This window comes from Hylemonella gracilis ATCC 19624 (assembly GCF_000211835.1).
GTDB classification, from domain to species: Bacteria; Pseudomonadota; Gammaproteobacteria; order Burkholderiales; family Burkholderiaceae_C; genus Hylemonella; species Hylemonella gracilis.
Genome location: NZ_AEGR01000041.1, coordinates 1 through 26,551 on the forward strand (window position 1 = coordinate 1; position 26,551 = coordinate 26,551).

Sequence of the window (26,551 nt, forward strand, 5' to 3'; positions counted from 1 at the left end):
ACCCGCTACTGATCACCACGGCGCGCAGCGCGCGCCATGCGACAAAAAAACCGGCCTCGGCCGGTTTTTTCATGGGCCCAACGACAACGCGCATTAAGATGCGGCTCGTTCAATCACCAAGAGGACGTCATGATCCGATTCAGCGAAGAACATGTGTGGGTGCGCGTCGAGGGCGACATCGGCGTGGTGGGCATCACCGTCCACGCGCAAGACACCCTGGGTGACATCGTGTTCGTCGAGCTGCCCGCGGTGGGCCGCGCGCTGGCGGCCGGGGACGTGGCTGGCGTGGTGGAGTCCGTCAAGGCCGCCGCCGACGTGTACAGCCCGGTCAGCGGCACGGTGACCGAGGTGAACGAGGCCCTGCGGGAGGACCCGGCTCTCGCCAATGGTTCGCCCCTGGATGCAGGTTGGTTCTACAAGATTCGACTGTCTAGTCGGGTCGAACTTGATTCCTTGATGGACGAGGACAGCTACGCGAGCAGCTTGATGACCTGAGTGAGGCTGGTCGGCGGGCGCCCCTTGGCTCAGTCCCAATAAGCCGGATCGGGCAATTCGCTGAAGACTTTGCGCAATTGCGCGCCCCAACGCTCGCGCAGCGAGGCAAAGTACGGGTCCTTGGCATCGATCAGGGCTTGGCGCGTGACCCTCAGGCTGTCGGTCTGGTAGCACAGCAGGTCCAGGGGCAGCCCCACAGACAGATTGGACTTCATGGTCGAGTCCATCGAAATCAGGCAACACTTTGCCGCTTCGTCCAAGGACAGGTCGCCGTCAACCACGCGGTCCATGATGGGTTTGCCGTACTTGGACTCCCCGATCTGGAAGTAAGGCGTCTCGGGCGTGGCCTCGATGAAGTTGCCTGCGGCGTAAATGTTGAACAGTCGTGGCGGCTCGCCACGAATTTGACCACCGAAGATCAGGTTGATGTTGAAGTCGATGCCGTACTCCTTGAGCGCGGCGGCTTCGCGGGCGTGCACACGACGCACCGTTTCGCCGACGATGCGCGCGGCCGAGAACATATTGGTCGCCGTCGCCAGATTGCGCCCCTCGTCCATCATCGCCTGTTGCTCGGCCGAGTCCGCTGGATTTTCGACCCGCCGCGGCTGCGTCGCTTGCTTCATCTGCACGCGCAAACTGCTGGCCACGGCCTGACTGAGCGAGAGATTGCCCGAGGACAGCAAGACCATCACCCGCTCGCCCGGCACTTCGTAAACATGCATCTTGCGGAAAGTGCTGATCTGGTCCACCCCCGCGTTGGTGCGTGAGTCCGACAGAAAAACCAGGCCCGCATCAATGCGGACCGCCGTGCAGTAGGTCATGGTGAGGTGGCCGTGGCACCGCGCTGCCGCGTTGCCCCAGCAAGATGAAGTCAAGGGTTCACCATCTTAGCGGCCTGCGCGCATCCGGCCAGGTCGCTGACCTCAAGCCTGGGTGGATACCCCAGCGGTCACCGCAACCTTCCCGAACCAGCCGCCGCCGGCCGTCACTCACGCGATGGCGACCGTCTCCGCTTCCTGCAAAGCTCGCCACATGACCTTGCCACTGCCACTCTTGGGCAATGCCTCGACGAACTGCACGATGCGCGGCGCCTTGTAGACCGCCATGTTCTCGCGGCACCAGGCCATGATGTCTTCTTCGCTCACCACACCAACCTGCCCAGGGCGCAGAACCACCACCGCCTTGACAGTCTCTCCTCGATAGTTGTCCTTGGCGGCGATCACGCAGGCTTCCTGGATGGCGGGGTGCCTGAACATCAGGGCCTCCACCTCCGCCGGCCAGACCTTGAAGCCGCTGGCGTTGATCATGCGTTTGAGGCGATCGGTGATGAAGAAATAACCTTCTTCATCCACGCGCCCCAGGTCACCGGTGCGGAAGAACCGCTTGCCATCGAGCTCAAAGAAGGCCTCCCGGGTGGCGTCCGGCCGTTTCCAATAACCTTGGAACACCATGGGACCGTGCACGACGATTTCACCCTGCTCGCCTGGCGGCAGCTCCCGCAGAGTCCCGGGATCCACCACACGCGCGTCGCAACCCATGAAGGGAATGCCCAGGCATTGCTGCTTCGGTCGATCAGGCGGATTGCTGTGCGAGGGGGCCGCGGTCTCGGTGAGTCCGTACCCCTCGGCGTAGCGCAGGTTGAACTGCTCGAACAGACGCTGCGCCACGGCCTGCGGCATGGCCGCGCCGCCGCCGCCGATGTAGGCCAAGCTGGAAAGATCAAAGCGTGCGAAGTTGGGACTGGCCATCAGATCGATCACCATGGTGGGAATATTGGTCCAGCTTGTGACCCGCCATTTGGAGATCAGCCGCCCGGCGAGCTCCCTGTCCCAGCGCGGCATGATGACCAGGGTGGCGCCGCTGTAGATGGCGGCGTGCATCATGCTGACCATGCCGGTGATGTGGAACATGGGCACGACGGCCAGCACCACCGTCTCCATCGAGGCCCCGCTCCAGAGGCTGCCAGCGACTGCGTTGTGCATCAGGCTGGCATGGGTGTGCATGCATCCCTTGGGCAAGCCGGTGGTCCCACTCGTGTAGGGCAAGGCCGCCAGATCATCCGCCCCCGCAATGACCCCGGGCAAAACATGCGCGTTGAGCAGGACCTCGCTCCAGTCATGAACTTGCCCGCCCTCGAGCGCGGGCAAGGGATGGCGAGTCTGCAGCCACGACGACCAGGCCTCGGGCGGCGCATCATCGCCTGCCGCGTCAGGATCGAAGGCGTCGGTGAATTGCGTCACGATCAAGTGCAGCAAACGCTTGGGCGCTGGCAGTGCATTGCTGGCACGGGCCAATTCCGGCGCGAGATCGCCCGTGGTGATGGCGACCTTGACGTCCGGATCGGTGATGTAGTGCTTCAACTCCTCGAACCGGTTCATGGGATTGACCGGCACCACGACCGCATTCGCGCGCAGGATGGCGAAATGCGCGACGACCAGTTGCGGCGAGTTCTGCATGTCCAGGATCACACGGTCTCCCTGCTCCACCCCCAGGCTGTGCAAGAAGGCAGCCATGTGTTCCGCTTGGCGAGCCAGTTCCGCATACGACATCACTTCCCCAAGAAACGCCAATGCCGGCTTGTCGGGATAGCGTTGCGCGCTGATGGCCAGATTCATCCAGAGCGACGTTTGCGGGGGCGTGATCGCGTGCGGCAGGCGCTTGGGCCAGTGAGCGTGGTGGGGACGCCTGTCCGAAACCGGGGACGGCGAGGAAGGATTCTGCGCGGACATGACAAGGAACTCCTGGTGCGGCAAACTACCAAGCAACCAGACTAGCCGCGCCGGTGAGCGCCGCGCATCCGGGAAAGCGCCAAAGCCCGCGCGGTCATCCAGGCTATCCCCAAGGTGAACGCGTCACCTGGGAGACAGACCGGAGCAAAAGACGACTGGCGCGGACTACCGCCCCGAAAGTGCCAAGCCTTAGGCGAGCTCGGGCACCAGGAAATCGCGGCTGATGCGCGCGCCGATGTCGTTGACCCGCTCCAGGAACTTGGTCAAGAAAGCATGCAAGCCGGTGGCCAGGATGTCGTCGATGCGCTCGTACTGCAACTCCGCCAGCAGCTTGCCCGCCAGGTGACGGGTTTCGGCGATGCCCTCCGTCGCGCTTTCGCCCGCCACGAGGCCGAGGTTCTTCACCACCTCGGCCATGCTGGCGTGCAATGAACGCGGCATGTCGGCGCGCAGGATCAAGAGCTCGGCCACCCGCTCGGGGCGGATCACGTCACGGTAGACCTTGCGGTAGATCTCGAAGGCCGACACGCTGCGAAGGATGGCGCTCCAATGGTAGAAATCGTAGGCGCGGTCCTTTTCGTCGGCGTTGCCAAAAAACTCGCTCTGCACCGCATGGAACTTCACGTCCACCAACCGCGCCGTGTTGTCGGCGCGTTCGAGAAACGTGCCCAGACGCATGAAGTGCAGCGCTTCGTCCACCAGCATGGTGCCCTGGGTGACCCCTCGGGACAGGTGCGAGCGGTGCTTGACCCATTCCAGCAGGCGTGCGGGGTCGCGTTCCAGATCCCCGAGGCGCAGCATGCGCTTGAACTCCAGCCAGGTTTGGTTCTGCGTTTCCCAGACCTCGGTGGTCAGGCTGCCGCGCACGGCGCGCGCGTTTTCGCGGGCCGCGCGCAGGCAAGACAGGATGGACGACGGGTTGTTTTCGTCGCTGACCATGAAGGCCATCACGTCGCGTGGCGTCACCTCGCCATGGCGCGCGGTGTAGGCGGGCAACAGTTCGCTGATGGACAGCAGGCTCTGCCAGCCCAGCAAGGCCACGGCGGCGGACTGGGGCAGCATGGCAGTTTCATGGTTGACGCTCAACATGCGGGCGGTGTTTTCGGCCCGTTCCGTGTAGCGGTTCATCCAAAACAGATGGTCGGCGGTACGCGACAGCATTCAAACTTCTCCTCAAGCCGACGTCAAACTTCCAGTACCCAGGAATCCTTGGTGCCCCCGCCCTGCGACGAATTGACCACCAGGGAACCTTCCTTGAGCGCCACGCGGGTCAGCCCCCCCGCGACCATCTGCACGGTCTTGCCCGTCAGCACGAAGGGCCGCAAGTCGATGTGACGTGGCGCGATGCCGCTTTCAACAAAGGTCGGGCAGGTCGACAGGGACAACGTGGGCTGCGCGATGTAGTTGCCCGGTTTTTCCTTGAGCACGCGGGCGAAATCCTCGATCTGCTGGCGGGTCGAGGCCGGCCCGACCAGCATGCCGTAGCCGCCCGCGCCATGCACCTCCTTGACCACCAGGTCTTTCAGGTTGGCCAGCACGTATTTCAGATCCTCGGGCTTGCGACACATGTAGGTGGGCACGTTGTTGAGGATGGGTTTCTCGCCAAGGTAGAACTCGATCATCGCGGGCACGTAGGGGTAGATGGACTTGTCGTCCGCCACTCCCGTGCCAACAGCGTTGCAAAGGGTCACGTGACCGGCGCAGTAGGCCTCCATCAAGCCGGCGCAGCCCAGGGTCGAATCGGCGCGGAACACGTGCGGGTCCAGGAAGTCATCGTCAAGCCGTCGGTAAATCACGTCGACGCGCTTGGGACCGCGCGTGGTGCGCATGTAGACAAAACCGTCGCGCACGAACAGATCCTGCCCCTGAACCAGTTCCACACCCATTTGCTGGGCCAGGAAAGCGTGCTCGAAATAGGCGCTGTTGTACATGCCGGGCGTGAGCACGACCACGGTGGGCTCGCCCGTGGTGTCGGGAGCCGACGCGCGCAAGGTCTCGAGCAACAGGTCGGGATAGTGTTCGACCGGCGCGACGCGGTGTGCGTTGAACAACTCGGGGAAGAGCCGCATCATCATCTTGCGGTCTTCGATCATGTAGCTGACACCGCTGGGAACGCGCAGGTTGTCTTCCAGCACGTAGTACTGTCCCACGCCATCGGCATCTGGCGCACGCACGATATCGACGCCGCTGATGTGAGAGTAGATGTCGTTGGGCACGTGCACACCCATCATCTGGGGACGGTACTGCGCGTTGTGCAGGATTTGCTCGGCCGGGATCACGCCGGCGCGCAGGATTTCCTGGTCGTGGTAGACATCGTGGATGAAGCGGTTGAGCGCCGTCACGCGCTGCGCCAAGCCACGCTCCATGCCGCCCCACTCCGCGGCGGGAATGATGCGGGGAATCAAATCAAAGGGAATCAGGCGCTCGGTCCCGGATCCGTCTTCGTCCTTGTCGCCATAGACCGCGAAGGTGATGCCCACGCGGCGGAAAATCATCTCGGCCTCTTCGCGCCGGGCTTTCATGGCGTCGGCACTCTGCGCCGCCAGCCATTGCGCGTAAGCCCGGTAATGAGATCGAATGTCGCTGGCAGTGCCTTGCGTCATGAACTGCGCGCCCGAGGCGCCACCCTGCTTCATCAGGCCGGCAGCCAACGCGCCGGACTCCAGGTACATCTCGTCAAACTTCAACATGCGGCCTAGCCTTGCTCTGGGTCTTTCCGATCTTCCGGTCATGCCCTCGTCTCAGCTTACGGTAAGGGGTTCCAGACGTTGACGAGGCGGTGCCTCGCCAGCGGTCTGCACTTCACTTGGCTGCAAAGACTTGTGCGTGACCTGAACACAAGCGTACCAGCAAATTCCGGGCCTACCCCCAAATAGGGGCCACGGATGCGCCGCCCTCACATCCATGCTCCCTTGGCTCAGCTCTTGCTATAAGCTGTTCAAACCGCACCGGGGTTGAACACATCACTCTCCGTCATCTGCCGCAACGCACGGCTCACCACCACGCCTCCACCCAGCCCGTCCCCATCGCGCCATGTCCATCCACGCCGCACTCCAGCACGTCACCCACTACAAGTACGACCGTCCGGTACAACTGGGTCCGCAGACCGTGCGGCTGAGACCTGCGCCCCATTGCCGCAGCAAGATCATCTCGTACTCGCTGCGGGTTGAACCGGCCCAGCATTTCATCAATTGGCAGCAAGACCCCTTCGCCAACTACCAGGCGCGGCTGGTGTTTCCTGACAAGACCCGCGAATTCAAGGTCGCGATCGATCTGGTGGTCGAGATGGCGGTGTACAACCCCTTCGACTTCTTCCTTGAGCCAGAGGCGGAGCATTTCCCCTTCAGCTACAACCCCGCCTTGAGTGAGGAACTGGCGCCTTACTTGGTGGCAGCGCCACTCACGCCGCTGCTCAAGCAGTACCTGGAGGGCATTGATCGCCAGAAACGCCGCACGGTGGATTTCCTGGTCGCGCTCAACCAGCGGCTGCAAACCGACATCCAGTACCTCATCAGGCTGGAACCTGGCGTGCAAACCCCAGAAGAAACGTTGCGCAAGGCCAGCGGTTCCTGCCGCGATTCTGGCTGGCTGCTGGTCAACCTGCTGAGGCATTGCGGCTTGGCGGCACGTTTTGTCTCGGGTTACCTGATCCAACTGACGCCAGACGTGAAAGCCATCGATGGCCCCAGTGGCACCACCGTCGACTTCACGGACCTGCATGCCTGGTGCGAGGTCTACCTGCCCGGCGCGGGTTGGATCGGCCTGGACCCCACCAGCGGCCTGATGGCGGGCGAGGGCCACGTTCCGCTGGCCTGCACTCCGCAACCGTCCGGTGCCGCGCCCATTGAGGGCATGTTTTCGGTGGCGGGCCCCGAGAGTGACGGGGACGAGGCAGAAGTCGAGTTTTCACACCACATGGAGGTGACGCGCATCCACGAATCGCCGCGCGTGACCAAGCCCTACAGCGATGCGCAATGGGCCGCCATCATGGCCCTGGGAGAGCAGGTGGAAAGCCAGTTGCAGGCGGGCGATGTGCGCCTGACCATGGGCGGCGAACCCACTTTTGTCGCCACCAGCGATCGCGATGCACCTGAATGGAACACCGATGCACTAGGCCCCACCAAACGTGGCTACGCCACCGAGTTGGTGCACAAATTGCGCACCGAATATGGGCGAGGTGGTTTTCTTCATTTCGGGCAAGGCAAGTGGTACCCGGGCGAGCAGTTGCCACGTTGGGCTTTGTCCATTTGCTGGCGGGCTGATGGCGAACCCATCTGGCACGACCCGGACTTGTTCGCCGACGAGCGATCACCAGGCCAATACGGCAGTGAAGACGCCCGCCTATTCACCCACACGCTGGCCAGCAAGTTGGGGCTGAACACACGGTACATCCAGCCTGGCTACGAGGACACGTGGTACTACCTGTGGCGCGAGCGACGCCTGCCGGTCAATGTGGACCCCTTCGATGCCCGACTGGACGACGAACTGGAACGCCAGCGCCTGCGGCGGGTCTTCAGCCAGAAATTGGATGCTGTCGTGGGCTACGCGCTGCCCTTGCAGGCGGGTGCGGGGCCTACGCTGGGAGGCTCCCGCTGGAGCACTGGCCCCTGGTTCTTCAGGGACGAGCGCATGTACCTCATGCCGGGCGACTCGGCCATGGGGTATCGCCTGCCTTTGGACTCCCTGCCCTGGGTCGGTGAGGGCGACTATCCGTGGGTCATCCAACAAGACCCCTATGACCCGCGCCCACCGCTGCAGCGCGCTGCGGCCATCCGGGCGCAGTACACAGCCCGCAAACTGAGTGGCAATGGCAACGGTGACTGGGGAGGCGAATCCCAGACCGCCAGCCCCACTGGCATGAACCCCGGTACGGTGCAGCATGCGGCGGCGTCTCAACGCCACCCCCAGCGTTTCGAATCCGCGCACTGGATCACGCGGACCGCGCTGTGCGTGGAGGCGCGCGACCCCATGCGCGCCAACGGTCCAAAGGCAGAACGAGAACATGGCGGCAAGAGCGGCCTCCTCTATGTCTTCATGCCGCCCCTGGCGCGACTGGAAGACTATCTGGACCTGCTGTCCGCAATCGAGGCGACGGCCGCCGAACTGGGCTTCAAGATCGTGCTCGAAGGCTACCCGCCACCGCGCGACGCCCGACTCAAGATGCTGCAGGTCACGCCTGACCCCGGTGTGATCGAGGTCAACATCCACCCTTCGCACAACTGGAAGGAGCTGGTTCAACGCACCGAGTTCCTTTACCAAGCGGCCTTCGAAACGCACCTGTGCGCCGAAAAGTTCATGACCGATGGTCGCCACACCGGCACTGGCGGAGGCAACCACTTCGTGCTTGGCGGAGCCACGCCCGCCGACAGTCCCTTCTTGCGCCGACCGGAACTGCTGGCCAGCCTGCTGCTCTACTGGCACAACCACCCATCGCTGAGCTACTTGTTCAGCGGCCTCTTCATCGGCCCGACCAGCCAGGCGCCGCGGGTGGACGAGGCTCGCAACGACCAGCTGTACGAGCTGGAGATCGCGCTGCGCGAGATCCAGGTGAACCGCCAGAAGTACGGGCAGGACATGCCGCCCTGGCTGCTGGACCGCACACTGCGCAACATCCTGATCGACGTGACGGGCAACACCCACCGTAGCGAGTTCTGCATCGACAAGATGTACTCGCCGGATGGCCCCACCGGCCGCCTGGGCCTGCTGGAACTGCGCGCGTTTGAGATGCCACCCCACGCGCGCATGAGCATCGCGCAGCAGTTGCTGTTGCGCGCCCTGGTCGCACGCTTCTGGCAGCAGCCCTACCAGGCACCCGCCACGCGTTGGGGCACGGAGTTGCATGATCGATTCCTGTTGCCTACCTTCGTCAAGATGGACTTTGCCGACGTCTTGCAAGAGATGCGACAAGCCGGTTTCGCCTTCGAGGACGCGTGGTTCGCCCCGCATTTCGAGTTCCGCTTTCCGCTCGCCGGTGAACTGCAGATGCTGGGCATGAACCTGACGCTGCGCAACGCCCTCGAGCCCTGGCATGTGATGGGCGAGGAAGGCGCCGCCGGCGGTACCGTGCGCTATGTGGATTCCTCGTTGGAGCGCATCGAAGTCCGAGTGACTGGTCTCAACCCCAGCCGCCACACGGTCACGGTCAACGGCCGGCCCCTGCCCTTGCAGCCCACGGGAACCGTGGGCGAGTACGTTGCGGGGGTGCGCTACAAGGCCTGGAACCCGCCATCCAGCCTGCACCCCACGATCGGCGTGCACGCGCCGCTGGTGTTCGATCTGGTGGACACCTGGATGCAGCGTAGCCTGGGCGGCTGCCAGTACCACGTGGCGCATCCAGGAGGGCGCAACTACATCACCTTCCCGATCAATGCCTACGAGGCTGAGAGCCGTCGCCTGGCGCGTTTTTCCCTCACCCGCCACACGCACGAACCACTGCCGGTTCCACCTGCCACCCAGGCTATCCCAGGCAGCCGGGAGTTTCCTTACACCCTGGATCTGCGGAATTGAAGGCCTGGGGGACGGCAGCCCTCGCCGACCCCAAGTTGCCGCGGGCCAAGGCGCACCCCGTCCGGCCGCAGGAGCCGGCGTGTGGTGCGCCTGCGGGAACCAACCGCGCCCGGCTATAATTGCGGGCTCTGCTGACAACATCCACAGACACAAAGGAAACTTCTCATGGCCTCTGGAAAGCCGAAGAAAAAGAACCCGCGCCTCGCGTCGGGCCGCAAACGCGCACGTCAGGACGTCAAGCTCAATGCCGCCAACACGTCCCTGCGCTCCAAATACCGTACTGCCGTCAAGAACGTTGAAAAAGCCGTTCTGACGGGTGACAAGGCCAAGGCCACCGAACTGTTTGCCAAGATGCAAGCCGTGGTGGACTCCGTGGCTGACAAGCAGATCTTTCACAAGAACAAGGCCGCTCGCGACAAGAGCCGCCTGTCCGCCAAGGTCAAGGCACTCGGCGCAGCCGCCGCTTGAACCGTCGCCGCCTGATGGTGAACCATCAGGCAAGCCCGGAGCGGCAACTTCGCTGCTCCGCCGTTTGAAACGGGTGCGCTGTCCACAGAGCAAAACGCCGCTGGAAAACCAGCGGCGTTTTTGTTTGGGCGTTTCGAATCGACGGAAAACCTTCAGCCCACGATCGGCTTGCCCTGCGCGTCCAGCTCGATCATCTGCAGATCGTTGTCCTTCGCGAAATTGACGCAGAAGTCCCAGGCCTTGGGCTCGACCTCGCGCAACTCACGGTTGACGATGACGCATTTCACGCCATCCGCCGTCGTACTGGGCACACACCACGGCGAGTAGGCCCAATGACCGCCCCGCGTCGCGACACCCGGGCAGAACTGGCTCATCACCCCCGCCAGGCGCTCGGCCCAGTCACTGGGACGAAAAGTCTTGCCTGAGCGGGTCAGCCCGAGGATGTGGACTTCTTTGACGGCGGTGGAAACCATGACGCAAGTATTCTATCTTATATAAGACTTGAGGCAATGCGACACCCCATCATGACACCACCCAGGCCCTAAAATGCGCGCACGGTTTTCCAGTCGGCCCAAGCCGCCGCAAGCGCTTGGGCCGCTTTGTTTTCCTCTTCGAATCGCGCCCCATGAACCACCCTGCCGCCCTGCCCGCCGCGCCCAGCTCGCCCCACGTGATGAACACCTACGGCCGCGTGCCGATCGCGTTGTCGCACGGCCACGGCTGCCGCGTCTGGGATGTCAACGGCAAGGAGTACCTGGACGCCCTGGCGGGCATCGCTGTGAACACCCTGGGCCACAACCACCCGCGCCTCGTGCCAGCCCTTCAGGACCAGATATCCAAGCTGATCCACACCTCTAACTATTACCACGTGCCGGGCCAGGAACAACTGGCGGCTCGATTGGCCGAACTTTCGGGCATGAGCAAGGCCTTTTTCTGCAACAGCGGCCTCGAGGCGAACGAGGCAGTGCTCAAGCTGGCCCGCAAGTTCGGGCATGACAAAGGCATCAGCAACCCGCAAATCGTGGTCTACGAACGCGCCTTTCACGGCCGTTCGATCGCCACCCTGAGCGCCACCGGCAACACCAAACTGCAAAAGGGCTTCGAGCCCATGGTACCGGGCTTCATCCGCGTGCCCCTCAATGACATCGAGGCGCTGAAGCGGGCGACCGAAGGCAATCCCGACGTGGTCGCCGTGTTCTTCGAAACCATCCAGGGCGAAGGCGGCATCAACGCCATGCGCAACGAATACCTGCGCGCCGTGCGCGCGCTGTGCACGGAACGGGACTGGCTGCTGTGCATCGACGAGGTGCAAAGCGGCATGGGCCGTACTGGCAAATGGTTCGCCCACCAGTGGGCGGGCATCGTGCCGGATGTGATGGCGCTGGCCAAGGGTTTGGCTTCTGGCGTTCCCATTGGGGCCATCGTCACGGGCCCGAAAGCCTCGGAAGTGCTGCAACCCGGCAACCACGGCAGCACCTTCGGCGGCAACCCACTGGCCATGCGCGCGGGCCTTGAGACCCTGCGCATCATGGAAGAAGACGGCTTGTTGGAGAACGCCGCCAGGATGGGCGACTACCTGATGGGACGCCTGCGCGCCGAGCTGGGCACGCACCCAGGCGTGAAGGAGGTGCGTGGCCAAGGCTTGATGATCGGAATGGAGCTCGCAAAGCCCTGCGGTACGTTGATCGCCCGTGCGGCCGAAGCGGGCTTGCTGATCAGCGTGACGGCCGACAGCGTGGTCCGCCTGCTGCCACCGCTCATCATCAGCCAGGCAGAGGTTGACGAGTTGCTGGCGCGCCTGCTGCCCTTGGTGCGCGCCTTCCTCGCAGAACAAGAATGAACGCCGCCATGTCTCAGAAACTCAAGCACTACCTGCAGTTCAGCGACTTCAACGCGGAGGAGTACGCCTACCTCTTCGAGCGCTCGCGCTTCATCAAGGCCAAGTTCAAGGCTTTCGAGAAATACCACCCCTTCGCCGACCCTGACCGCACGCTGGCGATGATCTTCGAAAAGGCCTCCACGCGCACGCGCGTGAGCTTCGAGGCGGGCATGTACCAGCTCGGCGGCAGCGTGGTCCACCTGACCACGGGCGATAGCCAGTTGGGCCGGGCCGAACCCATCGAAGACAGTGCGCGCGTGATCAGCCGCATGGTGGACCTCGTGATGATCCGCACCTTTGGCCAGGACAAGATCGAGCGCTTCGCGGCGCACTCGCGCGTGCCCGTGATCAATGGCCTGACCAACGAATACCACCCATGCCAGATCCTCGCAGACTTGTTCACCTACCTTGAGTACCGTGGCGTGGGTGCGGACGGCAGACTGGACCCAGGCTGCCTGAAAGGCAAGGTCGTGGCTTGGGTGGGTGACGGCAACAACATGGCCAACACCTGGCTGCAGGCCGCCGACCTGCTGGGCTTCACCGTGCACGTGAGCACACCGAGCGGCTACGAAATTGACCCAGCCATCGCCCATGTCCGAAGCGACTGCTACAAGGTCTTCAAGGACCCGCTTCAGGCTTGCGTGGGCGCCGACTTGGTCACCACCGATGTCTGGACCAGCATGGGTTACGAGGCCGAGAATGAAGCGCGCCGTAAGGCCTTCGCAGACTGGTGCGTGGATAGCCGGATGATGAAGGCTGCCAAGTCCGACGCCCTTTTCATGCACTGCCTGCCTGCCCATCGGGGCGAGGAAGTCTCGGCCGATGTCATCGATGGGCCGCAGTCGGTGGTTTGGGACGAAGCCGAGAACCGGATGCATGTGCAGAAAGCGCTCATGGAGTACCTGCTCCTGGGCCGCTTGACTTGAAATCAAGTCGCAAGAGCCGTCGTAATCCATGACTGCCTGTACAAGCTGCGGCGCCTGCTGCTGCTACTTTCGAGTGGATTTCTCCGCCTACGAACTGGAGAGTGCCGGTGGTTCAGTGCCGGACGGACTGGCGGTCGAAGTCAATGGCAACACGGCGCGCATGCGAGGCACCGACCACGTGCCGATCCGCTGCGCGGCCTTGACGGGCAAGCTGGGCACTCAGGTCGCCTGCGGCATTTACGAATGGCGCCCGTCGCCGTGCCGCGAGTTCGAGGAAGGCAGTGAAGCCTGCAACCGCGCCCGGTCCCGGCACGGACTGCCACCGCTGACTACCGACCTGGGCTAGCCCCGCACCAAGGTGGCCTGCCCGGAGGGAATCGAACCCCCGACCCACAGCTTAGAAGGCTGTTGCTCTATCCAACTGAGCTACGGGCAGTCATCACGAAGGCGCGATCATACCGGCGATGCGGCACGCGAAGCCTGACAGACTCCGCGCAAGTCAGCCTTGAATCACAAATAGCTCAGCACTTCCTGCTGAGATGTCCAGTCGATGGCCTTGGCATCCAAAACCTGCTGGCTATCCAGATGCAAGGCGGACGCGACGCCTTGGGGGAAGCTGGCCAAAAGTTCGCTGAAGTTCAAGTTGGCTTCTTGCGCGCGGGCACGCCATGCAGCCAGGTGCACCATGGCCGTCAGCACAGCGGACTGCGAGGCCGCCGACTCCCCTTTGTGCCCCGGGCCAGCCAATCCGATCGAAGGTTCCACGTGATGCTCCAGCACATCGACCAGCGGACTGGGCAACTTCCAGGAACGGGCAAACGCGCCACCGACTTCCGCGTAGGAGTAGCCGAGGAGCTTCTTCTCCTCCGCAGCGCGGCGCAAATCGAACACCGGCACCGTGGCGTCGAGCTCGGCCATTTGTCGCGGCAAGGCGCGATGCATGATCAATTCCCCCGCAGCATGAACCAGCCCCGCGGTGAACGCAGTGGCCGCATAAGGAGTCACCATGGCCAGCTTGCGCGCGAGCTTGGCCGTGTTGAGGCTGTAGCGCCAGAACTGAGTCATATTGACGCCCCCGACCTGCCTCAAGGCGCTGGCGACGGCTGCGGCATGGACCATCTCACGCAATTCGCTCAGACCAAACAAGGGCAACGCCTCACCCAGGCTACTCACGCCACGGCTCAAATTGAAGCGAGACGAGTTGGCGATGGCCAGCAATCGGGCGGTCATCACCGGGTCTTCCTTCAAGCGAGCACTGATCCTGCGCAAGTCAGGGTCTGGGCGCCCTAGCTCGTTCATCACCAGCGCGATCACGCGCGGGATGCTAGGAAATGCCCCGGGGTCGTGAACAAGTTGCTTCAGATCCATGAACGAATTGGATTGGGAAAATCTCTAAGCGGACAGACCCGCGCATTGGCAAACGTCCCATCGTAGCGCCAGGCCCTTCACCAGTCCGAGGCATTACATGCTGAAACATGCTTCCCGCCGACCATGAGAACGAGTCCGCTGAGTTGTACACGCAACACACCAGCACGCGAGAGGAACCAATAAAAACGCCACTGATGCCTGGGCATCAGTGGCGTTCAGTTGAACTGTGGTCGGTGTGAAAGGATTCGAACCTTCGACCCCTTGCACCCCATGCAAGTGCGCTACCAGGCTGCGCCACACACCGAAGAGCACGAATTATAGCCTGAGATCCAGGCCTCTTCGGCACCACTCAAGCAATCGTTGATCGGAGTGCGCCAGTCCCAGAAGTTACGCGGCTTCAGCCTCCGTCGCCTGTGCAGCCCTCGCCTTTCGATTGCGCTCCAGCCATCCATTGACCAAGCGCACCGTTTCACACACAGATTCCGATTGCAGATTCTGCTGCTCAGCCACCAGCTTCACCAACAGGTCGATGCGTTCAATGTCTGTGGCTCCCGCCGCCAAGGCACGCGCGGCAGATGAAGGCTTCAGCAAGCCAGTGCCCGCAGCCGCATATTTATCAAAGGGAACCAGATCTTCGGGCAGAGCGCCAAGTTGGCGGCACAGCTGGCATACCCATTCGTACACGGCGCGAGACTGCATGATGTCTCCGTGCACGGCTTCCTTGATCGAACGCATGCCCTGCGCACCGATGCACCGGTAGTTGCCAGTGAGCAGCATGGCCCACTTCGCAAGCGGTACGAAGATGGAATCATGCACCTTGAGTTTGACGGGAAGATCCAAGCGCTCACCACTCACGTCAAGACGGGCATCCGCGATGTCTTGTTCCATCTGCGTCAACATCGCGGTGTGCGAAAGGTCCTCAAACCGCGCCACTTTGAAGTTGGTCGGCAAGCCCACCTGGAGCACGTTGGGACGCTCTTCCGGCGGACGAAAAGCCTGGGGATCGGGACTGCACAGGGTCATGAGACCCGGCTCAAACTGTTCCCACACAGCAGGGTCGTGGTAGCAGGCACGCAGAGCCTTGGCATCCAATCCAGGAATGCGCGCCAGGTAGGGCAGCGGCGGCATGTTCATGATCGACAGGCAAGGCAGCTTGGCGCGGGCCACCGCTTGCATCAGCTCTCGCACCCCTGACGCGCTGTATTGCGGCTCTTGCATGGCAAGGCACACCAGATCATATTGCGTGACCTGAACGGATTGGGGCGGCATGGCGTCAAGCCGGCCTGCCGTGGGGGGCAAATCACGAGAGTCAATTTCCACCAAACCCTCGCGCCCTTTGACCGGCATGCGAACGCGAGTGCCTTCACGGTTGATCAAATCCGCGGTCTCTTGGCGGCAAACCAGGGTGACGCTGTGCCCTGCCATCAAGAGCTTGCTGCCGAGCAAGGAGCCATAGGAAGCTCCCAATATGAGCACCTTGAATTGCTTTTTCATGTCGAACACTACCTTTCTGTTTACTTAAGAACCGGTCGCTCAGCCGACAGCACTCTTCTGATTTTTGTGCACTGCAGCGTAGGCATTGACCCCATCGTAAAACGAAGCTCTCAAAATCGATAGCCACCACCACAAGAGCAGAAAAGTAAATAGATGTTTTAAATCAATGATTTACAAAAAATATTCCTCCATATGAAAAGGAATATCTCATATTCAAATGGAATCCTCGGTCCAGCCCTAAGGTGATTTCGTATTGAGAAAGCAAATCGGTATGCGTGAAATCGCTCGCCGCAACCCTGCGACAGGCTCAGCAGCGGCGTTCGCGCTGTCAGGCTCCGCACTTTCAAGTCTGGGCCTGGGTTGAACCATTGGACGTTCGACGACTTCGACCAGGAACGCGCAGCACCGATAGTGCCTGGTGCTGAGATCTAAGCAGGAAGAGACAGCACACACCATGGCGCCTCAAGCGTGACGCTGACCACACGCGATGCCCATGACTTGCGCTCAGTCAGGACGACTCAAGAACGCGCCGTCTCATCGACCACATGGAGGATGTATGCCTTACGCGCCGCGAGTCATTTTTCAGAGGGAAATCCACCATGGAAAAACAACATTTCCGAGGGAAAAAACGCAGCTTTCGCTTGGAGACAGGTTTTTTCTCCGATAGCATCCACGGTGCCAACGCCAAAGACAATTTTGAGCTCTGGCACTCACCTAACTTCTAGAAGAGGAATCTCAATCATGGCAACTGCAAAGAAAGCTCCGGCGAAAAAAGCCGCTGCAAAGAAAGTTCCGGCGAAGAAGGCTGCACCGGCCAAGAAGGCCCCCGCGAAGAAGGCCGCGCCCGCCAAGAAGGCGGCAGCGAAAAAAGCGCCTGCCAAAAAGCGCACGCCGAATGCTGCCTTCATGAAGGCCCTGACGCCCAGCCCCGCGCTGGCAGCCGTCGTGGGCAGCACGCCGCTTCCGCGCACCGAAGTCGTCAGCAAGCTGTGGGCCTACATCAAGAAAAATGGCCTGCAAGACAAGGTGAACAAGCGCAACATCAACGCCGACGACAAGCTCAAGACGGTGTTCGGCAAGGCGCAGATCACCATGTTCGAACTGGCTTCGCTGATCGGCAAGCACCTGAGCTGAGTCGTCACGACAGCTCGGGCCTGTTTCGAGCGTGATATCAGGCCCATGAAAAGCCGCTGCACTGCGCAGCGGCTTTTTTTCTGCGCAAGCACTCGCCTGAGCGCGAATTCTTATGCGTGCAGTCAGTGCGCCAACAAGGCGCGGACATGTGCTGCGGTGCCACCGGCCAACCCCTCCAGGCTGTAGCCACCTTCCAATACGGAAACCACACGCCCAGCCGCCGTTTCATCTGCCACACGCATCAGCTCGTGCGTGATCCAGAGGTAGTCCTCGTCCGTGAACTGCAGTCCGCCCAGAGGGTCCAACTCGTGCGCATCAAAACCCGCGGAAATGATCAGCAATTCGGGGGCGAATTCGCGCAAGGCAGGCAGCAAATGGTCTGACATGGCGGCACGAAAAGCCGCGGAACCAGTGCCTCGTGCAAAGGGAACGTTGACGATGTTGTCCGCCACACCAGTCTCATGTCTCAAGCCGGTGCCGGGATAGAAATTCGATTGGTGGCAGGAGCCGTAGAACAACTCAGGGTCGTCGTAGAAGGTGTTCTGAGTGCCATTACCGTGGTGCACGTCGAAATCCACCACCGCCACACGGCGGATGCCGTGGGCTGCCCTGGCATGCAAAGCCGCGATCGCCGCTTGGTTGAAGACGCAAAAACCCATGGCATGTCCCGCCTCGGCATGGTGGCCACATGGGCGGGTCGCGCAAAAGACGTTACTGGCAACACCGCTGACCACGTCATCCACGCCCGCGCACGCCGCGCCAACGCAGCGCATGACGGCTTCCAGCGTGCCAGGAGACATGATGGTGTCGCCACCGTCGAGCAACTGGTAGCCCTGCTTGGGTGACAAATCCTGCACCTCCCGCACGTACTCAGGGGTGTGCACGAGCAGGACTTGGTCATAGTTGCCCAAGGGGGCATCACGCCAGACAGCCCCCGAGAACTCAGGCGTCTTCAGAGCCGCCAGCACGGCCTCAAGGCGTTCCGGCGATTCTGGGTGATGGGGGCCGGGGCGGTGCTCCAGACAGGCAGCGTGGGTATAGATCAGCGTGGACATGGCGGGAAGTCTCCTTGTTGCTCCTTATTGAGCCGGTTATATCCAACCAATGTTTTACACGGATTCAATGCCAGGACTGCCCTTGAGCGTTCCAGAACCTGCTCCTAGAATGGCCGCGTGTTACACACCCGTTACACTGTTCCCCCACAACGCTGATACCGCGAGGGCGCCATGGCTGAAATCATCTGGAAAGAATCTCCCTTGACCTGGACCGCCCATGTCAACGACACCCCCGTTTGCACCCTGAAGGGCAAGGACATAGGCGGCTGGTCAGCGAGCTGGCTTGACGGACGGGTGTGGCCTGCACCGGCCCACCTGCCCAAAGCCACGCCCCAGTCTGTCCGTTTTTTCGCGAACCTGGCCGAAGCCAAGGCAGCGGTCGAAAAGACCGTGAAATCCTAGACCATGGGCAGATCGACCCGCCAGTGGGCAGCTTGGTCAACCTGTCAGACCTGATCGCTCCGCCTTCTCGAACGCAAACTGACCCGGCGCCTGGATCGGGTCCACATCCACGGTGATGGCATCCTTGGGTCCGAACTTGCCTTCCAGCAGCATCTTGGACAGAGGGTTTTCGATGCGCTGCTGAATCGCTCGCTTCAGGGGGCGCGCGCCAAAGACCGGGTCGAAACCCACCTTGGCGAGCTCGGCCAAAGCCTTGTCGGACACATGCAATGACAACTCCATCTTGACCAGGCGGTCTTGCAGGGCCTGTAGCTGGATCTTCGCGATGCTGGCGATGTTGGCCGCATCGAGACCATGGAACACCACGGTCTCGTCCACGCGGTTCAGGAACTCTGGACGGAAGTAGTTCTTCAACTCGCCCCAGACAGCATCTTTCACGTCATCGTAGGAACGGCCCGCCATGTTCTGGATCAATTGCGAGCCGATGTTGCTGGTCATCACGATCACCGTGTTCTTGAAGTCCACGGTCCGCCCCTGGCCATCGGTCAGGCGGCCATCGTCCAGCACCTGCAGCAGCACGTTGAAAACGTCCGGGTGAGCCTTCTCCACCTCGTCGAGCAACACCACGCTGTAGGGCTTGCGACGCACGGCCTCGGTCAGATAACCGCCCTCCTCGTAACCGACATACCCGGGCGGCGCGCCGATCAGGCGGGCCACGGAGTGCTTTTCCATGAACTCGCTCATATCGATGCGCACGAGATGGTCCACGCTGTCGAAGAGGAAACCCGCCAGCGCCTTGCAAAGCTCGGTCTTGCCCACGCCCGTGGGGCCGAGAAACAAGAATGAGCCGGTAGGACGGTTCGGGTCGGACAAGCCAGAACGAGAGCGACGGATCGCGTTGGCCACGGCCGCAATGGCTTCCTCCTGCCCCACCACACGCTCGTGCAACTTGTCTTCCATGCGCAGCAGCTTGTCCTTCTCGCCCTGCATCATCTTGGCCACGGGGATTCCGGTGGCGCGGCTGACCACCTCGGCGATCTCTTCCGCGCCGACCAGGGTGCGCAAGAGGCGCGGCGTTTTTGAGCCACCGCCGGCTCCCGCGGCCTCACTGGCCTGCACCTCGTTGAGGCGCTTCTCCAACTCGGGCAGCTTGCCGTACTGTAGTTCGGCCACCCTGTTGAAATCGCCCTTGCGCGTCAGCTCCTCGATCTGGCCCTTGAGCTTCTCGATTTCCTCGCGCAGGTGCTGACCACCCTGGGCCTGGGCTTTTTCCAGCTTCCAGATCTCCTCCAGGTCGGCGGCCTCCTTCTGGAGCTTGCCGATTTCCTCCTCGATTAGAGCGAGGCGCTTCTGGGAAGCCTCGTCGGTTTCCTTCTTCATGGCCTCGCGTTCGATCTTGAGCTGGATCATGCGACGGTCCAGCTTGTCCATCACTTCGGGCTTGGAGTCGATCTCGATCTTGATCTTGGCCGCCGCTTCATCGATCAAGTCAATGGCCTTGTCGGGCAGGAAACGGTCGGTGATATAGCGGTGGCTCAACTCCGCCGCCGCCACGATGGCGGGGTCAGTGATGTCCACGCCGTGGTGGACTTCGTACTTTTCCTGCAGGCCACGCAGGATGGCGATGGTCTGTTCCACCGTGGGCTCTTCGACCAGCACCTTCTGGAAACGGCGTTCCAGCGCAGCATCCTTCTCGATGTACTTGCGGTACTCGTCCAAGGTGGTGGCGCCGATGCAGTGCAACTCACCGCGGGCGAGCGCGGGCTTGAGCATGTTGCCGGCGTCGATCGCGCCCTCAGCCTTGCCCGCGCCGACCATGGTGTGGATTTCGTCGATGAAAAGGATGATGCGGCCTTCGTCCTGCGCCACTTCCTTCAGCACGGCCTTGAGCCGCTCCTCGAATTCGCCGCGGAATTTGGCGCCAGCCAGCAAGCCCGCCATGTCGAGCACCAGCACGCGCTTGTCGCGCAAACTCTCAGGCACTTCACCATTGACGATGCGCTGCGCCAGCCCTTCAACGATGGCCGTCTTGCCCACGCCGGGCTCGCCGATCAACACGGGGTTGTTCTTGCTGCGGCGCTGCAGCACTTGGATGGCACGGCGGATCTCGTCGTCGCGGCCGATCACCGGGTCCAGCTTGCCCTGGCGGGCACGCGCCGTCAGGTCCAGCGTGTATTTCTTGAGCGCCTCGCGCTGGCCTTCGGCGTCGGGGTTGTCCACCTTGTCACCACCCCGCACCGCCTCGATCGCCGCCTCCAGCGCCTTGCGCGTCAGGCCGTTGGCTTTGGCCATGCCCCCCACGTCCCCTTTGTCGCCCGGCTTCACGTCGGCCAAGGCCAGCAGGAAGAGTTCGCTGGCCAGGTACTGGTCACCGCGCTTGATCGCCTCTTTCTCGGCCGCCTGCAAGAGGGCGTGCAGATCGCGCCCGACCTGCACCTGTTGCTGGCCCTGCACCTCGGGCAGCTTATCGATGCCGGCGTCGGCAGCGGCCAACAAGCCTGATGTGTTGACGCCCGCGCGTTGCAGCAAGGCTTTGGGCCCGTCCTGCTGGCGCAGCATGGCGGCCAGCACGTGCAGCGGCTCAATGTAAGCATGATCCTTGCCCAGCGCCAGGCTTTGCGCCTCGCCCAGGGCTTCCTGGAATTTGGTGGTGAATTGCATGGTTGGAACACTCAGAAAGTCTGTTTCCCAGCATGGGGGTGAACCCCGGCATTTTCAAGGGTGATCGCCTTGCGCCGTGCCAGCGCGCCGCATACTTACTCACATGATGGCCTTCTTTTGCGCCCTGCCCTGGCCTGCATTGGCGTCCCTGCTGACCGCCTGGGGCTTCTGCCTGCCCGCAGCGGCGACGGCCCCGACACCCCTCACGCCGATCACGGTGCAGGACGTCGCCACGGGCCTGGCCCATCCCTGGGCGCTGGCCTTTCTCCCGGAAGGCGACACCTCAGGTGCCCGCTACCTCGTCACGGAACGGGGCGGCAGCCTTCGCCTCATCGAAGCCGGCGGGCGCGTGCGCCCTCCGGTGCAGGGGCTGCCGGCCGTGCAGGCCGTGGGGCAAGGCGGTCTGCTGGACTTGATGCTGGACAGCGATTTCCCCCGCAATCGCGTCCTCTATTTCTGTTACGCCGAGCCAGACTCGCGCGAGCCCGCTTTGTCGGGCACCGCACTCGCCAGTGCACGGCTATCTCGCGACGGGTCGCGGCTGCTCGACCTGCGCGTGTTGCTGCGGCAAGTGCCCAAGGTGGACAGCGGCAACCACTACGGCTGCAGAATCGCCGAGGGGCGGCGCGCAGGCGTGCCGGACGGAACCCTCTTCCTGGCCTTGGGCGAACGCTTCAGTTACCGCGATCAAGCGCAGGCACTGGACAACCACCTGGGCAAAGTGCTGCGCATCCGCAAGGACGGTGGCGTGCCCGCGGACAACCCCTTCCTGAACCGGCCAGGAGCCCAGCCGGAGATCTGGAGCTACGGTCACCGCAACCCGCAGGGCCTCTTAGTGGGGCCGGACGGCATGCTGTGGGAACTGGAGCATGGCCCCATGGGGGGCGACGAAATCAACCTGCCAAAGCGTGGTGCCAACTACGGCTGGCCCCAGGTCAGCCACGGCCGCAACTACGACATGAGCGCGGTCGGCACGGGCCAAAGTACGCAGCCCGGCACCGAACAACCGCTGCATGTCTGGACGCCATCGATCGCCCCCTCGGGCATGGCCTTTGTCAGCAGCACGCGCTACGGCCAGGACTGGTTAGGCCAGCTGCTGGTCGGTTCACTCAAGTTCGGTTACGTGGCCCGGTTGGAGCTGGAGCACCCGTCAGCGGCGTATCCCCAGGGCCGGGTGGTCCGAGAAAGCAGGATGGTCGAGCCCAAGGCCATCGGCCAGCGTGTGCGCGATGTGCGGCAAGGACCGGACGGTTTCATCTATCTGTTGACCGACCATCCTCAAGGACGGCTGCTGAGGCTGCTGCCACAGCGCTGAAGCACCGCGACGGCATAGGCCCACAAGCCGCCCGCCTGATACAAGCGCTCGCTCCAATGACTGCGTGCTGCGTGCTGCGTGCTGCGTGCTGCGCGCGATGCGATCACGCATTGCGCGCCGAAATGCCCCAACGCGCCAGCGCTTCGTCGTCGCTGACGCGCGCATCCACCCAGCGGGCGCCCTGCGGCGTGGTCTCTTTCTTCCAGAACGGGGCCTGGGTCTTGAGGTAGTCCATCAGGAACTCACAGGCCTGAAAACTCTGCCCGCGGTGCGCCGAGGTGACGGCCACCAGCACGATTTGGTCCAGGGGCTGCAGCAGGCCCACGCGGTGGATCACCCGGGCGGCGTAGATGTCAAAGCGCTGCAAGGCCTCGTCGATCATGCCCTCGATGGCCTGCTCGGTCATGCCAGGGTAATGCTCCAGCTCCATCGCGCTGACCCCCTCCATACCCGCGCCGAGCGCCGCCGGGCCACCCCAAGGCGCGAGAGCCCTCGCGGGGGGCAGCGAGGACACGCCAGTGCCGAGCGTGGGGGCACTGTTCCTGTCGCGCACGGTCCCAATGAAGCTGCACACCGCGCCCACACGCGCATCCCGCGCGCGCAAGGCCGCGATTTCGGCGGCCACGTTGAAATCGTTGGTCTGGATGGAAACACGCGCTGCAGTCATGGATCGGATTGTGGCATCGCTATACTGGCGCGCATGTCCATGCCCTGCATCTCAATCGCGCAAGCCGCCCTCCCGGGCCGGCTCTTGCGCGCGGCTTGCGTGGACAAAAAAGCCAAACCCCAGCCCATCTGACCGGAGCTGTGGTTCCGTCGTCGGATGCGCGACGGAACCGCCCTCCTGCACTTCCCCGGCATTTCGCGCGATTTCGACGACGGTCATTCGACCGGTCGCTAGAAAGGACAAGACATGCCCGCTGCCAATTCCAACCATGCAGGTGCCCAGGCCGAAGCCAACGCCGTGGCTGACCAAAACGTTGCAACGACCACCTCCGCCAGCGCTCGTCGTTATCGCGGCCTCTGGATACCCCTGGTAACGCCATTCAGCGACGGCGCGATCGACCTGCCTGCCCTCAGCCAGCTGGTCGACCACTTGCGCGAACAGGGGGTGCGCGGCTTCGTGGCCTGCGGCTCCACGGGGGAAGCCGCGGCCCTCGACGCCGACGAGCAGCTGGCCGTGCTCGACACCGTGCTGGCGTCGGCCCAGGACCTTCCCGTGGTCATGGGCGTCAGCGGCTACCACCTGCCCAAGCTGCGGGAGTGGCTGCGCGTACTGGCTTCTCGCCCCTTGGCGGGCGTGCTCACTCCCGCGCCGCTTTACGTGCGGCCCGCGCAGGCCGGGCTGTTGGACTGGTTCCATGCCCTGGCCGACAGCAGTGCGGCCCCGCTGATCGTCTACGACATCCCCTACCGCACGGGCACGCAGATCACCACCGACGCCCTGCTGACCTTGGCCGCGCACCCCAACATCCAGGCGATCAAGGACTGCGGCGGCGACGCCGGCAAGACCCTGGCCCTGATCGCCGATGGGCGTCTCGACGTGCTGGCGGGCGAAGACATGCAGCTCTATGCCACCCTGGCCCAGGGCGGCGTCGGTGGCATCACGGCCAGCGCCCACCTGCGGACGGCGAGTTTTGTTGCGCTGATGAACCGGATCGCCGAGGGGCGCTTGGACGAGGCATGCGCGGACTGGCTGCGCCTGGTGCCACTGATCCAGGCACTGTTCGCGGAACCCAACCCGGGTCCGCTGAAGGCGGTGCTCGCGGGGCAAGGCCACTTGCGGGAGGAGCTGCGGGCGCCGATGACCCCGGTCACGCCCGCGCTGCGCGAACGGCTGCGGGTGTGGATGGACCGTGGACCGTGCTTGAACTCTGAACAAACGCGAAGGCCAGAGGATGGACAACCCTCAAGCGTTCATGACGCCTCGCAGCAAGGAGCGACCTCGCCCTGAGGCGAGGTCGCTCCCCAAGGCCAGGCTCAACCGCCCGTCACGGGCGGGAAAAAGGCGACCTCGCAGCCCTCGTGCAAGGCCGCGTCCTCCGCGCTCATGCGCTGGTCCAGCGCGGCGCGCACGGCACGGGTCTTTCCGTCCCGGTTTCGTGCCAGGGCCTGGGCATGGCCGCCCCCACGCGCGATCAACTCGTCGCGCAGGGCGCCCACCGTGGTCGCGCGGGTGTCCACGTTTTCCTCGTCCACGCCCAGGGCCTCGCGGACGGAGGCGAAATACTTGATCTTGACTTTCATGACTTCCTTGCACAGCGGCAGTGACGCCCTCAGACCATGAACTCCGAGAAGGCAATGAAACGCACCGGATCGCCGTGGGCGATGCGCCGCTCAGGCGGGTTGTCCACCAGGCCATCCCCCCAGGCCACCGAGGTCAGCACACCCGAGCCCTGTTGCGGGTGCAGGTCCACGCCGCCGGCCGCGTTACGGCGGGCGCGCAGGAACTCCCGTCGCTTGTCGGCACGTGCCCATTCGAAATGCGCGGGCAAGGTGACGGCGGTCGGCGCCAGCGCCGGCTCAGGCACGCCCTGCAAGCGCAGCAGAAAAGGCCGCACCAGGAGCAAAAAAGTCACATAGCTCGACACCGGATTGCCCGGCAGGCCGATGAAGTGGGCCTGCCCCTGCCCCGCGCGCACCTTGCCGTAGGCAAAGGGCTTGCCCGGCTTGATCGCGATCTGCCACAAGTCCAGCGTGCCCAGGGCCTGCACGGCCGGTTTCACATGATCTTCTTCGCCCACGGACACGCCGCCACTGCTGAGGATGATGTCATGGCCTTCGGCCGCCTGGCGCAAGGCGTTGAGGGTGGCTTCGCGCTGGTCGGGCACGATGCCGCAGTCCGTGACCACGCAGCCCAGGCGCTGCAGCAACGCGCGCAGGAAAAAGCGGTTGGAGTTGTAGATCGCCCCAGGCGGCAACTGCGCGGGCGCCACCGTGCCCGGCATGACGAGTTCGTCGCCCGTGGAAAACAAGGCCACGCGCGGGCGCCGCGCCACCGGCAGGCGGGCCAAGCCGATGCTGGCCACCAAGCCCAGCGCGGCGGGATCGAGGCGCGTGCCCCGCGGCAGCACGGTGGCGCCCAGGCGCACGTCCTCGCCCGCGCGGCGGACATTCTGACCCGGCACGGGCATGGCATTGATCCGAACGCTGCCATCGTCCAGGGACTGGCAATCTTCCTGCATCACGACGGCATCCGCGCCGGGCGGCAGTTGCGCCCCGGTGAAGATGCGCGCCACTTCACCAGAGGCCAGCGGCCGATCAGCCACGGCCCCGGCGGGGATGCGCTGGCCGACACGCAAAGTGGCTCCAGCAACCGTGAGATCGGCACGGCGCAGGGCATAACCGTCCATGGCGCTGTTGTCGCGCGGCGGCACGTGCAGCTCGGACACGAGGTCACGCGCCAGCACGCGGCCGTCGGCCTCGAAGGTGTCCAGGTCGTCCACGTCGGGCACGGGCGAGGCCTGCGCCAGCAATTCGGCCAGCGCCGCATCCAAGGTCTTGAGGGGTGGGCGGGCGGTGTTCATGCCGCTATTGTCTTTCAGCCCAGATAGGTCTCGGACTGGTACTCGAAACGGCTGCCCTGCGCCAGCAACCAGTCCCGCACGGCCTCGGGCGCGTTCAGGTCCAGCAGGGCCAGACCGGTGGGCTGGGGCAGTCGGCTGGCGTCGTCTGTGGCGATGGCCACGACATAGGGATCGTCCGGATAACAGACGGGATGCGAGGTGTCGGCACGCCAGACTTCGACCTTCGGCAGGTCGCTGTGGCGAAAGCCCTCGACCAGCACCCAGTCCACCACTGGACTGAGTTCAGCCAGCAGATGGTGCACCTCGGGTTCGTGCTCACGTTCGTACTCGCGCATCAGGGCCAGGCGCCGGTCCGACGCCACCAAGACCTCGAACGCACCGGCTTGGCGATGCCGCCAGCTGTCCTTGCCCGGATGGTCGACGTCGAAACGATGGTGAGCGTGCTTGAGGACCGAGACGCGCAGACCCAAGGCCTTGAACGCGGGAATGAGCTGCTCCACCAGCGTGGTCTTGCCCGCGCCGGAGTAGCCCGCGAAAGCGACCACCTTCATGCGACGAAGCCTCCCGCATGCCACATGCTCAACACCTTGA

The 26,551-nt window shown here is 63.3% G+C and carries 22 protein-coding genes, 2 tRNA genes and 1 pseudogene; 10 read left to right on the forward strand and 15 right to left on the reverse strand.

Features of this window, described 5'->3' with window-relative positions:
- Positions 1 to 129: 129 nt before the first annotated feature.
- The gene (gene gcvH / locus HGR_RS03800) at positions 130 to 495 is read left to right on the forward strand and encodes a glycine cleavage system protein GcvH (RefSeq protein WP_006296765.1); all 366 of its coding nucleotides are present in this window, start codon (positions 130 to 132) and stop codon (positions 493 to 495) included.
- Positions 496 to 539: 44 nt separating this feature from the next.
- On the opposite strand, the pseudogene HGR_RS03805 reads toward gcvH, so the two are convergent.
- The 4 genes and pseudogenes from HGR_RS03805 to HGR_RS03820 all read right to left on the reverse strand — a co-directional run.
- A pseudogene (locus tag HGR_RS03805) lies at positions 540 to 1,316 on the reverse strand (peptidase); the annotation flags it as partial.
- Positions 1,317 to 1,484: 168 nt separating this feature from the next.
- Positions 1,485 to 3,224 carry a long-chain fatty acid--CoA ligase gene (locus tag HGR_RS03810; protein WP_006296767.1) on the reverse strand — a complete coding sequence of 580 codons (1,740 nt, stop codon included), beginning with the start codon at positions 3,222 to 3,224 and terminating at the stop codon, positions 1,485 to 1,487.
- Between the two features lie 189 nt (positions 3,225 to 3,413).
- A complete protein-coding gene (locus HGR_RS03815) occupies positions 3,414 to 4,385 on the reverse strand; it encodes an alpha-E domain-containing protein (protein ID WP_006296768.1) in 972 nt (323 codons plus the stop codon).
- A 23-nt stretch (positions 4,386 to 4,408) separates the two neighbouring features.
- Entirely contained in the window at positions 4,409 to 5,860 is a 1,452-nt protein-coding gene (locus HGR_RS03820) for a circularly permuted type 2 ATP-grasp protein (protein ID WP_050797383.1), read from the reverse strand.
- A 397-nt stretch (positions 5,861 to 6,257) separates the two neighbouring features.
- Between HGR_RS03820 and HGR_RS03825 the strand changes: the two genes are divergently transcribed.
- Positions 6,258 to 9,731, forward strand: coding sequence for a transglutaminase family protein (locus tag HGR_RS03825; RefSeq protein WP_006296770.1), 3,474 nt, complete (start codon positions 6,258 to 6,260; stop codon positions 9,729 to 9,731).
- 165 nt (positions 9,732 to 9,896) lie between these two features.
- Entirely contained in the window at positions 9,897 to 10,199 is a 303-nt protein-coding gene (gene rpsT, locus HGR_RS03830) for a 30S ribosomal protein S20 (protein WP_006296771.1), read from the forward strand.
- Positions 10,200 to 10,351: 152 nt separating this feature from the next.
- Here the strand turns inward: rpsT and HGR_RS03835 are convergent, their stop codons facing one another.
- Positions 10,352 to 10,672: a DUF3579 domain-containing protein gene (locus HGR_RS03835; protein ID WP_006296772.1), complete on the reverse strand. Its 321-nt coding sequence runs from the start codon at positions 10,670 to 10,672 to the stop codon at positions 10,352 to 10,354.
- A gap of 152 nt (positions 10,673 to 10,824) precedes the next feature.
- Here HGR_RS03835 and HGR_RS03840 point away from each other — a divergent pair, with 152 nt between their 5' ends.
- The 3 genes from HGR_RS03840 to HGR_RS03850 are packed head-to-tail and all read left to right on the forward strand — an operon-like array spanning position 10,825 to position 13,350.
- Positions 10,825 to 12,039 carry an aspartate aminotransferase family protein gene (locus HGR_RS03840; protein WP_006296773.1) on the forward strand — a complete coding sequence of 405 codons (1,215 nt, stop codon included), beginning with the start codon at positions 10,825 to 10,827 and terminating at the stop codon, positions 12,037 to 12,039.
- A gap of 8 nt (positions 12,040 to 12,047) precedes the next feature.
- Entirely contained in the window at positions 12,048 to 13,004 is a 957-nt protein-coding gene (argF, locus tag HGR_RS03845) for an ornithine carbamoyltransferase (protein ID WP_406564752.1), read from the forward strand.
- Positions 13,005 to 13,032: 28 nt separating this feature from the next.
- The gene (locus tag HGR_RS03850) at positions 13,033 to 13,350 is read left to right on the forward strand and encodes a YkgJ family cysteine cluster protein (protein ID WP_039852271.1); all 318 of its coding nucleotides are present in this window, start codon (positions 13,033 to 13,035) and stop codon (positions 13,348 to 13,350) included.
- A gap of 13 nt (positions 13,351 to 13,363) precedes the next feature.
- On the opposite strand, the gene HGR_RS03855 is transcribed toward HGR_RS03850, so the two are convergent.
- The 4 genes from HGR_RS03855 to HGR_RS03870 all read right to left on the reverse strand — a co-directional run bounded on the left by HGR_RS03855 (position 13,364) and on the right by HGR_RS03870 (position 15,866).
- A tRNA-Arg gene (locus tag HGR_RS03855) sits at positions 13,364 to 13,440 on the reverse strand.
- A gap of 74 nt (positions 13,441 to 13,514) precedes the next feature.
- Positions 13,515 to 14,372, reverse strand: coding sequence for an HDOD domain-containing protein (locus HGR_RS03860; RefSeq protein ID WP_039852273.1), 858 nt, complete (start codon positions 14,370 to 14,372; stop codon positions 13,515 to 13,517).
- Positions 14,373 to 14,599: 227 nt separating this feature from the next.
- Positions 14,600 to 14,676: transfer RNA gene (locus tag HGR_RS03865), tRNA-Pro, on the reverse strand.
- Between the two features lie 83 nt (positions 14,677 to 14,759).
- The gene (locus HGR_RS03870) at positions 14,760 to 15,866 is read right to left on the reverse strand and encodes a ketopantoate reductase family protein (RefSeq protein ID WP_039852279.1); all 1,107 of its coding nucleotides are present in this window, start codon (positions 15,864 to 15,866) and stop codon (positions 14,760 to 14,762) included.
- 741 nt (positions 15,867 to 16,607) lie between these two features.
- On the opposite strand from HGR_RS03870, the gene HGR_RS03875 reads away from it, so the two are divergent.
- Positions 16,608 to 17,000: an SWIB/MDM2 domain-containing protein gene (locus tag HGR_RS03875; RefSeq protein ID WP_006296778.1), complete on the forward strand. Its 393-nt coding sequence runs from the start codon at positions 16,608 to 16,610 to the stop codon at positions 16,998 to 17,000.
- Between the two features lie 122 nt (positions 17,001 to 17,122).
- Here HGR_RS03875 and HGR_RS03880 read toward each other — a convergent pair whose 3' ends face one another.
- Positions 17,123 to 18,055 carry a histone deacetylase family protein gene (locus HGR_RS03880; protein ID WP_006296779.1) on the reverse strand — a complete coding sequence of 311 codons (933 nt, stop codon included), beginning with the start codon at positions 18,053 to 18,055 and terminating at the stop codon, positions 17,123 to 17,125.
- A 171-nt stretch (positions 18,056 to 18,226) separates the two neighbouring features.
- On the opposite strand from HGR_RS03880, the gene HGR_RS03885 reads away from it, so the two are divergent.
- Positions 18,227 to 18,457, forward strand: a complete 231-nt coding sequence (locus HGR_RS03885) for a hypothetical protein (RefSeq protein WP_006296780.1) — start codon at positions 18,227 to 18,229, stop codon at positions 18,455 to 18,457.
- Between the two features lie 36 nt (positions 18,458 to 18,493).
- On the opposite strand, the gene clpB is transcribed toward HGR_RS03885, so the two are convergent.
- Entirely contained in the window at positions 18,494 to 21,118 is a 2,625-nt protein-coding gene (clpB, locus tag HGR_RS03890) for an ATP-dependent chaperone ClpB (protein ID WP_006296781.1), read from the reverse strand.
- Positions 21,119 to 21,221: 103 nt separating this feature from the next.
- On the opposite strand from clpB, the gene HGR_RS03895 reads away from it, so the two are divergent.
- Entirely contained in the window at positions 21,222 to 22,433 is a 1,212-nt protein-coding gene (locus HGR_RS03895; RefSeq protein WP_006296782.1) for a PQQ-dependent sugar dehydrogenase, read from the forward strand.
- A 103-nt stretch (positions 22,434 to 22,536) separates the two neighbouring features.
- Here the strand turns inward: HGR_RS03895 and HGR_RS03900 are convergent, their stop codons facing one another.
- Positions 22,537 to 23,100: a molybdenum cofactor biosynthesis protein MoaE gene (locus HGR_RS03900; RefSeq protein WP_006296783.1), complete on the reverse strand. Its 564-nt coding sequence runs from the start codon at positions 23,098 to 23,100 to the stop codon at positions 22,537 to 22,539.
- Positions 23,101 to 23,346: 246 nt separating this feature from the next.
- Between HGR_RS03900 and dapA the strand changes: the two genes are divergently transcribed.
- On the forward strand, positions 23,347 to 24,387 hold the full coding sequence (dapA, locus tag HGR_RS03905; protein ID WP_006296784.1) for a 4-hydroxy-tetrahydrodipicolinate synthase: 1,041 nt from the start codon (positions 23,347 to 23,349) through the stop codon (positions 24,385 to 24,387).
- A 26-nt stretch (positions 24,388 to 24,413) separates the two neighbouring features.
- On the opposite strand, the gene moaD is transcribed toward dapA, so the two are convergent.
- The 3 genes from moaD to mobB are packed head-to-tail and all read right to left on the reverse strand — an operon-like array spanning position 24,414 to position 26,511.
- Positions 24,414 to 24,680: a molybdopterin converting factor subunit 1 gene (gene moaD / locus HGR_RS03910; RefSeq protein WP_006296785.1), complete on the reverse strand. Its 267-nt coding sequence runs from the start codon at positions 24,678 to 24,680 to the stop codon at positions 24,414 to 24,416.
- Between the two features lie 29 nt (positions 24,681 to 24,709).
- Positions 24,710 to 25,960, reverse strand: a complete 1,251-nt coding sequence (locus HGR_RS03915; protein WP_006296786.1) for a molybdopterin molybdotransferase MoeA — start codon at positions 25,958 to 25,960, stop codon at positions 24,710 to 24,712.
- A gap of 14 nt (positions 25,961 to 25,974) precedes the next feature.
- On the reverse strand, positions 25,975 to 26,511 hold the full coding sequence (gene mobB, locus HGR_RS03920) for a molybdopterin-guanine dinucleotide biosynthesis protein B (protein WP_006296787.1): 537 nt from the start codon (positions 26,509 to 26,511) through the stop codon (positions 25,975 to 25,977).
- Between the last annotated feature and the right edge of the window lie 40 nt (positions 26,512 to 26,551).